The organism is Mesorhizobium sp. M1A.F.Ca.IN.020.03.2.1 (genome assembly GCF_004023205.1).
In the GTDB taxonomy this organism is placed as follows: domain Bacteria; phylum Pseudomonadota; class Alphaproteobacteria; order Rhizobiales; family Rhizobiaceae; genus Mesorhizobium.
Genome location: NZ_RZSV01000059.1, coordinates 17,650 through 28,735 on the forward strand (window position 1 = coordinate 17,650; position 11,086 = coordinate 28,735).

The 11,086-nt window shown below is 65.4% G+C and carries 9 protein-coding genes, 1 pseudogene and 1 riboswitch; of the genes and pseudogenes, 5 read left to right on the forward strand and 5 right to left on the reverse strand.

Annotation, left to right across the window (positions count from 1 at the left end; all coding sequences use genetic code 11):
- Positions 1-108: 108 nt before the first annotated feature.
- Entirely contained in the window at positions 109-1,431 is a 1,323-nt protein-coding gene (locus EOA79_RS12340) for an aminotransferase class I/II-fold pyridoxal phosphate-dependent enzyme (RefSeq protein WP_095824449.1), read from the reverse strand.
- A 224-nt stretch (positions 1,432-1,655) separates the two neighbouring features.
- Between EOA79_RS12340 and EOA79_RS12345 the strand changes: the two genes are divergently transcribed.
- The 4 genes from EOA79_RS12345 to EOA79_RS12360 all read left to right on the forward strand — a co-directional run bounded on the left by EOA79_RS12345 (position 1,656) and on the right by EOA79_RS12360 (position 5,566).
- Positions 1,656-2,516: a xanthine dehydrogenase family protein subunit M gene (locus tag EOA79_RS12345; protein ID WP_095824450.1), complete on the forward strand. Its 861-nt coding sequence runs from the start codon at positions 1,656-1,658 to the stop codon at positions 2,514-2,516.
- Positions 2,516-2,992 (forward strand): (2Fe-2S)-binding protein, encoded by a 477-nt coding sequence (locus EOA79_RS12350; RefSeq protein ID WP_066997187.1) that lies wholly within the window; start codon positions 2,516-2,518, stop codon positions 2,990-2,992. The genes EOA79_RS12345 and EOA79_RS12350 overlap by 1 nt, the downstream gene beginning before the upstream one ends.
- Before the next feature lies 1 nt (position 2,993).
- Entirely contained in the window at positions 2,994-5,258 is a 2,265-nt protein-coding gene (locus tag EOA79_RS12355) for a xanthine dehydrogenase family protein molybdopterin-binding subunit (protein WP_127335675.1), read from the forward strand.
- 62 nt (positions 5,259-5,320) lie between these two features.
- Positions 5,321-5,566: a MoaD/ThiS family protein gene (locus EOA79_RS12360; protein ID WP_066997117.1), complete on the forward strand. Its 246-nt coding sequence runs from the start codon at positions 5,321-5,323 to the stop codon at positions 5,564-5,566.
- A gap of 40 nt (positions 5,567-5,606) precedes the next feature.
- On the opposite strand, the gene EOA79_RS12365 is transcribed toward EOA79_RS12360, so the two are convergent.
- Positions 5,607-6,110, reverse strand: a complete 504-nt coding sequence (locus EOA79_RS12365; RefSeq protein WP_245322344.1) for a group 1 truncated hemoglobin — start codon at positions 6,108-6,110, stop codon at positions 5,607-5,609.
- Between the two features lie 316 nt (positions 6,111-6,426).
- Between EOA79_RS12365 and EOA79_RS12370 the strand changes: the two genes are divergently transcribed.
- Positions 6,427-7,896, forward strand: a complete 1,470-nt coding sequence (locus EOA79_RS12370) for an HWE histidine kinase domain-containing protein (protein WP_164893851.1) — start codon at positions 6,427-6,429, stop codon at positions 7,894-7,896.
- A gap of 538 nt (positions 7,897-8,434) precedes the next feature.
- Here the strand turns inward: EOA79_RS12370 and EOA79_RS12375 are convergent.
- From EOA79_RS12375 to EOA79_RS32730, 3 genes and pseudogenes are all read right to left on the reverse strand, one after another.
- Positions 8,435-9,502, reverse strand: a complete 1,068-nt coding sequence (locus EOA79_RS12375) for a HoxN/HupN/NixA family nickel/cobalt transporter (protein ID WP_127335642.1) — start codon at positions 9,500-9,502, stop codon at positions 8,435-8,437.
- Between the two features lie 89 nt (positions 9,503-9,591).
- A riboswitch (cobalamin riboswitch) is annotated at positions 9,592-9,783 on the reverse strand.
- Between the two features lie 80 nt (positions 9,784-9,863).
- Positions 9,864-10,271, reverse strand: coding sequence for a DOPA 4,5-dioxygenase family protein (locus EOA79_RS12380; protein ID WP_095802577.1), 408 nt, complete (start codon positions 10,269-10,271; stop codon positions 9,864-9,866).
- Positions 10,272-10,510: 239 nt separating this feature from the next.
- A pseudogene (locus EOA79_RS32730) lies at positions 10,511-11,086 on the reverse strand (hypothetical protein); the annotation flags it as partial.

Consider the following 11,086-nt stretch of genomic DNA (forward strand, 5'->3'; position numbering starts at 1 on the left):
AATCGCAGAATCATGCGATGGTCATTCCCCTTTGTTGAAGAAGGCGGGCTTCTCGCCCGCGGCCCTTGCTTTTGACGAAGCGGGCTCCCTGCCCGCGGGTTCAGGCGCTCAGCTGACGAAATGCAGCTTCGTGAACCGGCGCCGGAATGCACTCACATCCGCCGCGACATCCTCCACGGCATCGTTGCCACGCAGTCCCCTGGCGATGAGGGCGGCAAGCTCGGGCATGTCCTTCTCCGTCATGCCCCAGCGCACGATCTCGGGCGTGCCGAAGCGCAGGCCGTTCATGTCGCCATCGACCGCCGTGACCGGCAGGCCGATGCCGCAGGTGAGGATGTTTGCACGCCTCAGCCGCTTCGCCGCCGCCTGGCCGCCGCCGAACTCCGCCGCCTCGATGGCGAACTGATGCGAGGCGGTGTGCCCCTTGGCGGTCGAGAACACCGGCAGGCCGCGCTCAGCCAGCGCGCTTGCCAGCGCCTTCGCGGTGCCGGCCATGGCGGCGGCATAGGCGCGGCCATGTCCCTTCCAGTCGAGCATGGTGATGGCCAGGGCGGCGGCCTTGGCGGCATCGAAATTGGCGGTCATGCCGGGAAAGGCTATGCGGTCGAGCTTTTCGGCGATCTCGGCGTCGTTGGTGACGATCAGGCCCGAAGGCGGGCCGCCGAGGCTCTTATAGGTGCTCATCGTCATCAGATGGGCGCCCTCCTCCAGCGGCTGCTGCCAGGCCTGTCCGGCGATCATGCCGCAGAGATGCGCGGCATCGAACAGCACCAGCGCACCGACCTCGTCGGCGATCGCCCTGATTTCCTGGATGGGATGCGGCAGCAGATTGAGGCTGCTGCCGATGGTGATCATCTTCGGCCTGATCTTAAGGGCAAGCGCGCGCAGCCTCTCGATATCGACCGTGTAGCCGCCGGCATCGACGGGCGCGGCATGAATCTCCAGCCCGTACAGGCCGGCGCAGCCCGCCATATGGTGCGTGACATGGCCGCCGATGGCCGGCGGCGGCGCGATGATGGCGTCACCCGGCCGCGCCGCGACCATGAAAGCATAGAGGTTGGCGATGGCGCCGGAAGGGACGCGGATTTCGGCGTATTTCGCGCCGAAGACTTGCGCCGCCAGCTCGGCGGCGATGACCTCGATGCGTTCGACGCCCTCCAGCCCCATCTCGTATTTGTCGCCGGGATAGCCGAGCGACGGACGCGAGCCGAGCCGGGCGGCAAGCGCGGCCTCCGCCTTCGGGTTCATCACATTGGTCGCCGGATTGAGATTGATGCAGTCGGCCTCGTGGATTCGCCGGTTGAGCGCGATGCCGCCCTCTATCGCGGCGAGCACGGCGTCGTTCCCCTGCCCGCTTGTGGCCGTCGCCAGCGCCTGGATAAAATCCTCGCAGTGCGTGGGAACCCAGGGCCTGCGGGCAAGAGCGGTCATCGAAGCCTCCCTGTTGCCGGATGCGATGTCCGGCTCGTCAGGGCATGGTGGAGGCTTGGCCGGCCGAGCGCAAACGAGTAGTTCTAGCGGCTAGGCTTAGAAAATTTAGGGGTAGGAATTAGGGCAATGCGCCTGACTTAGGTGGTGCAATGCAGGAAGCGGATGGTCATTATAAGGAGAGTCTTTATAACGGTCGATCTGATCATGACCACCAAGGGGAGACGATGCGCTACATACGTCCGCAATCAATAGAAGAGGCCGCCGGCCTGTTGGCCAGCGCGGCCGGCCCGGCCGCGATCCTTGCCGGAGGCAGCGACCTTCTGGTGAGGATGAAGGGCGGCTTCATCGAGCCCGAGCTGATCGTCGACATCAAGGCGATCGCGGGCCTTAGCGAAATCAAGGAAACGGCAGAAGGCTTCAGCATCGGCGCCGCGGTGCCCTGCGCGGTGCTCGGCGAGAACGCGGCGCTGAAGAAGGCCTGGCCGGGCGTCGTCGAGGCGGCCAAGCTGATCGGCTCGAAGCAGGTGCAGGGACGCTGCACAATCGTCGGCAATCTCTGCAACGCCTCGCCCGCCGCCGACAGCGTGCCGGCGCTGGTGGCTGCCGGTGCCAAGGCTGTTGTTGCCGGGCCGAACGGCAGGCGCACGATCCCCGTGGAAGCCGTGCCGACCGGACCGGGCCGTACCTCGCTGGCCAAGGGCGAGATCATCGAGGCGATCCTGCTCGACAAGCGCGCGCCAAATGCGGGCGACGCCTATCAGCGCTTCATTCCGCGCACCGAGATGGACATCGCCGTGGTCAGCGCCGGCGTGAACCTGACGCTCGGCGAGGCGGGCGCGATCAAGTCGGCCCGCGTGGCGCTGGGCGCCGCGGCGCCCACGGTGCTGCTGGTCGAGGAGGCGGCCGAGGTGCTCGTCGGCTCGAAGCTGGATGAGGCGACGCTGGAGCGGCTCGCCAAGATCTGCGCGGGCGCCTGCCGACCGATCGACGACAAGCGCGGCACCATCGAATTCAGACGGAAAGTTGCGGGTGTGCTGGCGAAGCGTGTCGCCACCACCGCCTATGAGCGTGCAGGAGGCAAATGATGGCCGGTGTAGCGGTTTCAACGACAATCAACGGCGATCACGTCGAATATCTTTGCCAGCCGGACGAGACGCTGCTCGACGTGCTGCGCGACCGGCTGGGACTGACCGGCGCCAAGGAAGGCTGCGGGACCGGCGACTGCGGCGCCTGCAGCGTCATCGTCGACAACCGGCTGGTGTGCTCCTGCCTGGTGCTCGGCGCCGAGGCCGAAGGCCGCCAGATCGAGACCATCGAAGGCATGGCGCATGGCGACCAGCTGCATCCGCTGCAGCAGAAATTCCTCGAGCACGCCGCCTTGCAATGCGGCATCTGCACGCCAGGTTTTTTGATTGCGGCGAAGGATCTGCTCGAGAAGAACCCCTCCCCGACCGAGGAGGAAATCCGCTTCGGGCTCGCCGGCAATCTCTGCCGCTGCACCGGCTATGACAAGATCGTGCGCGCCGTCCAGGACGCGGCAAACGTGATGAAGGGAGCCTGAGATGAATTTCGATCCGCGCTACTCGGGACGCAGCTTCTCATCTGTCGGCACGCGCCCCCTCCGCCCCGACGGCGTCGACAAGGTGACGGGACGCGCCCGCTACGGCGCCGACTTCAACATGGCCGGGCAGCTGGTCGGCCGTGTGCTTCGCAGCCCGCACGCCCACGCGATCATCAAGAAGATCGACACCTCGAAAGCCGAAAAGCTCGCCGGCGTGAAGGCGGTGATCACGGCGAAAGACCTGCCGGACCTGACCGATGGCGATGCCGGCATGTTCGACACCCTCGACAATTGCATGGCGCGCAAGAAGGCGCTCTATGACGGCCATGCCGTGGCCGCGGTGGCGGCGATCGATGCCCGCACCGCCAGGCAGGCGCTGAAGCTGATCGAGGTCGACTATGAGGTGCTGCCGCATGTGACCGACGTCGACGAGGCGATGCAGCACCACGCCCCGCTCATCAACGATGCCATCTTCACCGAAGGGCTGGAGGAAAAGCCGGTCAAGCCGTCCAACGTCTCCAAGCGCACGCAATACGGCCATGGCGACGTCCACCAGGGTTTTGCCCAGGCCGATTTCGTCGTCGAGCGCTCCTTCAAGACCGAGCAGACGCATCAGGGCTATATCGAGCCGCATGCCTGCGTGGCGAGCGTCAATCCCGACGGCACGGCCGATCTCTGGGTCTGCACGCAAGGTCATTTCGTCTATCGCCAGCATTGCGCCCAGCTGCTCGGCCTCGAAGTCTCGAAGCTGCGCGTCACCTCTTCCGAGATCGGCGGCGGCTTCGGCGGCAAGACCCATGTCTGGGCCGAGCCGGTGGCGCTGGCCCTGTCGCGCAAGGCCGGCCGCCCGGTGAAGCTGGTGATGACCCGCGACGAAGTGTTCCGCGCCTCAGGGCCAACCAGCGCCACCTCGATCGACGTCAAGATCGGCGCGAGGAAGGACGGCACCATCACCGCCGCCGAAGCGACGCTGCGCTACACCTGCGGCCCCTATGCCGGCATGTGGGCGGAGATCGGCGCCATGACGGCATTCGCCTGCTACAAGCTGGAGAACGTCAAGACCGTCGGCTACGAAGTGCTGGTCAACCGGCCGAAGACCGCGGCCTATCGCGCGCCCTCGGCGCCGATGGCGGCGTTCGCGGTGGAAAGCGCTGTCGACGAGCTCGCCAAGGAGATCGGCATCGATCCGGTCGAGTTCCGCATCAAGAATGCGGCGCAGGAAGGCACCCGCGCCTCCTACGGCCCGGTCTACGGCCCGATCGGCATCGGACCGACGCTCGAGGCGGTCAAGGAGCACCCGCATATGCGCGCGCCGCTGGCTCAGAACCAAGGCCGCGGCATGGCCTGCGGCTTCTGGTTCAACTTCGGCGGCCAGACCTGCACCGATTTGAACGTCGGCATGGACGGCACGGTGTCGCTCGCCGTCGGCACAGTCGACGTCGGTGGTTCCCGCGCGTCGCTGTCGCTGGTGGCGGCGGAGGAGCTCGGCATCGACTACAGCCAGGTCAAGGCGATCGTCGCCGACACTTCCAGCCTCGGTTACAACGACATGACCGACGGCAGCCGCGGCACCTTCTCCTCCTCGATGGCGACCATCTCGGCCGCCCGCAACGCCATCAAAGTGCTGCGCGAGCGCGCCGCGCAGATGTGGGACATCTCGGTCGACGACGTTGCCTGGGAAAAAGGCCACGCGGTCGCCAAGGGCGAGAAGCACGGCAATCTCGGCAAGCTGTCGCTGAAGGAGATCGCCGCACAGTCCGGCAAGACCGGCGGGCCGATCGCCGGCCATAGCGAGCTCGTCGCCGACGGCGCCGGCGTCTCCTTCGCCACCCATATCTGCGACGTCGAGGTCGATCCCGAGACCGGCTCGACCAGGGTGATCCGCTACACGGTGGTGCAGGATGCCGGCAAGGCGGTGCACCCGACCTATGTCGAGGGCCAGTACCAAGGCGGTGCCGCGCAAGGCATCGGCTGGGCGCTCAACGAGGAGTATATCTACGGCAAGGACGGGCGGCTGCAGAACCCAGGCTTCCTCGACTACCGCATCCCGGTCTGCTCCGACCTGCCGATGATCGACACGCAGATCCTGGAAATCCCCAACCCCAACCACCCCTACGGGGTGCGCGGCGTCGGCGAGACCTCGATCGTGCCGCCGCTGGCGGCGATCGCCAATGCGGTGTCGAACGCGGTGGGCGTGCGCATGAGCCACATCCCGATGTCGCCGCCGCGGATTCTTGCAGCGCTCGAGGCCGAACGGGAAGGCTAGCATGCCGAAAAGCGCGAAGCGGTTTTCAGCTCACGTCACGGTCCAATGAGGATCAGGCGATAATGGTCCAAGTCACGCTCTGGGGCTCGCTCAGCGCCGCCGCCGGAGGCAAGGACAAGCTCGACATCGAGGCCAAGGACATCAGGGAGCTGTTCCGCAAGCTTGCGGAACAGCATCCCGCGTTCGAACCCCTGCTCGATCGCGGCATCGCGGTCGCGATCGACGGGACGATCTATCGCGACACGTGGTCGAAGGAACTGCCGCCGGGGGCGGAGATTTTCCTGCTGCCGCGGCTGGCGGGTGGATAGGCGGAGCGGCGGACCGCCTTCGCCGGATTCGCGCTGAGCCTCACCCCTTTTTGACAGAGCCGGCAGTGACCTCATCCTTGTGCGCGGCAAAGGCTTCCAGGACCTCGGTCTTTTCGGCTTTCGGAACCTTGAAGCGGTCGAGCGTCCGCCCGAGTTCCGCTGCGACCTCGTCGAACTCGGCGGGAGAAATCTTCAGGTCCTTGTGGGCCTCCTCGAGGCCGAGCGGCGTCGCGCCCGGCTCGGTGGCCACGAACTTGAAGGGGCCGCCGGAAACATCGCACACCCACAGCGTACGCATGAACTTGAGGCCCGGCAGCCGTTCGAGGTTCTTGGTGTGCCATTTGCGCAGTTGCGGGTTCTTGGACTTCTTGCCGACGATGGGGTTTTTCACGACGGCGTCGCTGAAGTGATCGACCACGGCTGCGATGGCGAACACGCCTCCCAGCCGATCGTACAGACTCTTGTCCGGCGCGGTCTGCTTGGTCTGCGCCAGCGCATCGCCGGCGGGCAATATGGCGGTCGACGCGGCCGCCGCCGCCAGCACGGCGACGACGCTTCGTCTCGAAAGAGAGGTCGAAACAGCCGTTTTCATCTCTGGTACCTCCGTTGGGCCAGAGCCGGCCGCTCTGGCGGCTTCAATGCGTGATTGCGGGACATATGCACTTTGCCTCAAACGGGATCGTATGAGGAACTAACGAAACTGCGCCCGAAATATTCCTCCGGCGGACCGGCAGCCTGGGGTCTATTCACGATGGCTAAAATTTTGCGTGACGGAGACGGATACATAAACGGCGTCGCGCGTTAATGCGCCTATGGCTGACGGGCTCTTCCGTGAATCGTGGCCTCGCGGAAACGGCGAGATGGCGCGATTCATTCGCGAATATCCCTGGTCGGAAAGCCCGCTCGGGCCGATCGAGACATGGACGCTCAGCCTGAGGACGACGGTCGACCTGATGCTCGCCGCCGAAGCCCAGATCGTGCTTTTCTGCGGGCCGGAGTTTGTCGCGCTCTACAATGACGCCTACGCGCCGACCATCGGCGACAAGCATCCGCGCGCGCTCGGCCGTCCCGCCGAGGAAAACTGGTCCGAGCTCTGGACCGACCTCGAGCCGCTGCTGCGAGGAGTTCTCGAAACCGGCGAAACCTTCTCGGCCAGGGACCGGCCTTTCTACATCGAACGATCCGGCCTGGTCGGCGAGACGGTCTATTTCGACATCTCCTATTCCGCGGTGCGGGCGCAGGACGGCACGGTCGAAGCCGTGCTCTGCATCGTTTCGGAGACCACGGCCCGGGTGCTGGCGGCAGCAAAGGTGCGCGAAAGCGAGCAGCGGTTTCGCGCGCTGGTCAATGCCAGCTCCGACGTGGTTTACCGGATGAGCCCGGACTGGCAGGAAATGCATGAGCTGGACGGCCGCGGCTTCCTGTCGAGCGCCCAGGGGCCGGCGATCCGCTGGCGCGACGAATACCTGTTCCCGGAAGACCAGGCGAGCATCCAGGCGGCGATCGAGCGCGCCATCATGGAGCGCGGCGTGTTCGAGCTCGAGCACAGGGTGCGGCGCGCCGACGGGTCCGCCGGCTGGACCACCTCACGGGCAATCCCGATCGTCGATGACACCGGCAGCATCTTGGAATGGTTCGGCATGGCGGCCGACATCACCGAAAAACGGGCGAGCGAACAGCAGATCCAACTCTTGATGCGCGAGGTGAACCACCGCGTCAAAAACCAATACGCCGTGATCCTTTCCATGATCCGCGAGACGAGCAAGCGCGCGACCGACCCGCGCGCGTTCGAACACCAGATCCGCGAACGCATCATGGCGCTGTCGCGCTCGCACGACCTTTTGGTGCTGAACGACTGGCGCGGCGCCGGCATGGCCGACCTTGTGCGGGAACATCTGCGGCCGTTCGGACACGAAGAGCGAATCTCGCCTTGCGGGCCGGACGTGACGTTGCGGCTGAACGCGGTGCAGAACATCGGCATGGCGCTGCATGAGCTGGGCACCAACGCGACGAAATACGGCGCCCTGGCGGGCGACGCCGGAACCGTGCGGATGGACTGGCGGGTAGCCCCGGCCCCCGAAGGCAGCGATTTCGAGCTGGTCTGGGAGGAACATTTTTCCGAACCTGCCGCGGCCGCCGATGCCAAGCCGCACAAAGGCTTCGGCAGCGTCGTTCTCCAGCGCGTCGTCCCCACCAGCCTCTCCGGCAGCGCCTCCATGGAACGGCTGCCCGGCCTCGTTCGCTGGACGCTCTCGGCGCCGCTCGCCAACGTGGTCGTCGCCGGCGGGGCGGAGCTCGACCCCGATGAGCAGATCGCCGGGCTGACGTGAGGCCGGTTGCATCCTGGGAGACGGAACAGGGCGGCTCGCCGCCACGTCGGAAGCTCGCTGGCGCCGCCGAGCCCTCGCCGTAGCGCCGTACGCCGAATGGCTTGCGCTGCTCCCACTTTTGCTTTCCCCTTCCCCGCTTTTTTAGAACAGAAAAGCGCCAGCTTTTCTGTTCTGGACTCTGGATATTTGGACTCTGGATACTGGCTTATGGATTATGGGGCTTATCCCAGGCCTTAACCCACGGCTTATCCCAGCGCGGAATTCCGTCACGCTTCCAAAGGCTTAGGCTACGGGTCCTCAGCATGCCTTTGAAGCGCGTGCGCACGGGCCGGCGATCTCCTGTTGCTGTCTGGCCAACAGTGAACAAATTAGGAACAAAAATGTCAAGCCGGGCACCGCTGACGCGGCCGGCGATCGTCGCTTTGCCGCCATCGGCTTTCTGTTGCCGAGGCGCTTCAAGGAGGCAGGCTGGCAGCCCGCCGGGGTCTGATGGCAGAGAGATGCGGCTGGCCTGCTGCAGCCAGCCGCAGCCGGCGGTTTATGAATTCTTTGCTGCGGATGCGCTCTCCACATCATCCAGCCCCTTGGCCTTGTAGACGAGGTAGGAGATCGCCCAGGCGGCGATGAAGATGCCGATAATGGCGAAGCCCAGATTGTTGAAATTGTCGTTGAGCGTGCCGACGCCGTTCCAGAAGCCGCCCGACAGACCGAGCTTGTCACCGATCAGGCCGAGCGCCTCGATGCCGCCGATCAGTACTGCGACAAGGACCGACACCAGGGTGATCGTCATGTTGTAGTACAGTTTGCGGATCGGCTTGACGAAGGCCCACTCATAGGCGCCGAGCATCATCACACCATCGGTCGTGTCGACCAGTGACATACCGGCCGCGAAAAGCACCGGGAAGACCAAAATGGCTTCGAACGGCACGCCCTTGACCGCTTGTGCCGCGGACACGCCGAACATGGCGACTTCGGTCGCGGTGTCGAAACCAAGGCCGAAGAGGAAACCAAGTGGGAACATGTGCCAGCTGCGCGACACCAGCCGGAACATCGGGCGGAAGACGCGCGCCAGGAAGCCGCGATTGTTGAGCAGCAGGTCCAGGTCCTCCTCGACAAACGCCCCACCGGCCCGCACCCGCCGATAACTTCTGTAGATCGAGAAGAAGATGACGATGTTCATCGCCGCGATGGCGAGCAGGAAGAGTGCGGAAACGCCGGTACTGATCGTGCCGCCAATCTCCTGAAGGCTCTGGAAACGGCCGAGCAGGGACGTTGCCGCCGCGATAGCCGCAGCGACGATGACGACGATCGTCGAATGGCCGAGTGCGAAAAAGAAGCCGACGGAGACCGGCCGTTTGCCGTTCTGCATCAGCTTGCGCGTGACATTGTCGATGGCCGCTATGTGGTCGGCATCGACGGCATGGCGCAAGCCGAGGCCATAAATGACGAGAGCGACGCCAAGCAATGTTGGCTTGTCGTGGAAGGCGACGAAAGCCCACAGCCACGCCCCGACGTTGAGAATGGCGAGCGCCCCGTAGATTGTAATCAGCCTGGCCTTCAGGTCCGGCGCGGTTTTGTTCAGCATTTTCGATAGTTGGATCAGCATGGTTCTGCCTTTGACGTTGCCTGTCATCGCAGGGAACTCGCCCCGCCCTCCGGCCAGGCGCGCACACCGGATCACCCCGTCCGATGTTCTGCTTTGACGTCCATGATGGCAGGTCTCCTGGCTCGCGGATTCCCGCCGCTTTCGCCTTCCCGGCCCATGCAGCCAGTGGCATCGTGAAACCGGCATGCCGCTTACAGTTGCGGGGGCAGCCACGGCTTTGGATTTCTCCGCACCGCGTTCCCTTTTGATCCCCGAAGGGAACCATCGGCGCGAATTCGCCACACCGCGATTGGTCAGTCAATCGACAACTCCGCCGGCCAGCCGCCTCTCACGCCATCGTGACGAGATCGCCGCGCCCCCCTCACACCCCCAGCGTCGGCTCGGTATTCACCTCCAGCGCTTCCTCTGCCTCGTCCTCCTCGCCAAGCACGTCGCCCTTCACCGGCAGTGCCCGGCCGATCCAGATCGGGTCGATAAGGTGGTCGCGCTTGGGGTTGGTGGTGTTGGGATGGATGAGGATGCTCAGGCCGCCGTGGTTCAGCATCAGCCAGGGAACCAGCGTGGCAAAGATCTCGGTGGCGAAGGAGACCTGGTACATGGCTTGCTGGTGCGGGCCGACCGGCTCGTCGCGCCAGTTGCCCAGGCGCACGCGGAAGCGCTCTGCGATGCGCTGGCGCAGCCATTCGGCATGCTGCCGCTCGGCCTCCCCGCCGTAGTAGATATGGGCGTGATAGCTGGCGATCTCGGCGATCGGCCTGACTTCGTTCATCGCGATGCTCCCCTTCGACGATTTTTTTGCGCCCGGCGGAACTCTAGCCGAAGCGCGGGCGCCTTGTCTGCAGCCGGCTGAGGTCCGCGCCTGCGGTCGGCAGGGTTATCGGATATGGCGCTCCCCCGCTCCGTCTCGGCTGCGCCGAGCCACCTCTTCCCCACCTTGTGGGGCGGGGAAATGCCAACCGCCGAGGTTGCAACCGGCAGGAAGGATGGCAACGGCCGTTGTGCCTTTGCCTAAATCACCGCGGTGACCGCGCCCTTCGCATTTAGGCGACAGCCGACTTTCGCCTGCCTCACTTCGATGCCGCCTCGCCCGTCATAGTCTATGCGCACCTCGATCGGCGCGTTGAGCCCGCTTCGGCGTTGACGCAAGGGGCCGGCGCTGACCGTGTAAACACGCACGGCGCCGAGGGGCTTGGCGGCCGCCGCGATCGCGGCGCGACAGGCGCGCACTACGGCGGCCGGCGTGCCGGGTATCGCCTTCGGAGGTGACAGCGGCGCGATGCGATAGCCTTTGGTGACCCGCCGGAGGTCGCCGCCGGCGGATCTGGAGGGCCTCAGCACTGGAGGCAGCACAATGGTCTGCGTCGCGCTTTTGGCCAAAGCAGGGGCTGTCGGCACCGCGGCCGGGTTCTGCGCAGAGGCAGCCGATCCGCTGACGGCGGAAGGATCGTCGCCCGCGGCGGCGGCGCCCACGCTTGTCGACACGCCTGTGCTGGTGCTGCCCAGATTGCCGCCGGCATTGACGCCGAGCGATCCGCCGCCGGTCGATGCGCCGACGTTTGCGCCGCCGACACCGTCGGCACTGGC

What these genes read in the sequence shown, in the direction of transcription:
- EOA79_RS12355 (WP_127335675.1), top strand. Translation starts at nt 2,994, where the DNA reads ATGAATTTCGATCCGCGCTACTCGGGACGCAGCTTCTCATCTGTCGGC.
- EOA79_RS12370 (WP_164893851.1), top strand. Translation starts at nt 6,427, where the DNA reads ATGGCGCGATTCATTCGCGAATATCCCTGGTCGGAAAGCCCGCTCGGG.
- EOA79_RS12345 (WP_095824450.1), top strand. Translation starts at nt 1,656, where the DNA reads ATGCGCTACATACGTCCGCAATCAATAGAAGAGGCCGCCGGCCTGTTG.
- EOA79_RS12375 (WP_127335642.1), bottom strand. Translation starts at nt 9,502, where the DNA reads ATGCTGATCCAACTATCGAAAATGCTGAACAAAACCGCGCCGGACCTG.
- EOA79_RS12380 (WP_095802577.1), bottom strand. Translation starts at nt 10,271, where the DNA reads ATGAACGAAGTCAGGCCGATCGCCGAGATCGCCAGCTATCACGCCCAT.
- EOA79_RS12340 (WP_095824449.1), bottom strand. Translation starts at nt 1,431, where the DNA reads ATGACCGCTCTTGCCCGCAGGCCCTGGGTTCCCACGCACTGCGAGGAT.
- EOA79_RS12360 (WP_066997117.1), top strand. Translation starts at nt 5,321, where the DNA reads ATGGTCCAAGTCACGCTCTGGGGCTCGCTCAGCGCCGCCGCCGGAGGC.
- EOA79_RS12350 (WP_066997187.1), top strand. Translation starts at nt 2,516, where the DNA reads ATGGCCGGTGTAGCGGTTTCAACGACAATCAACGGCGATCACGTCGAA.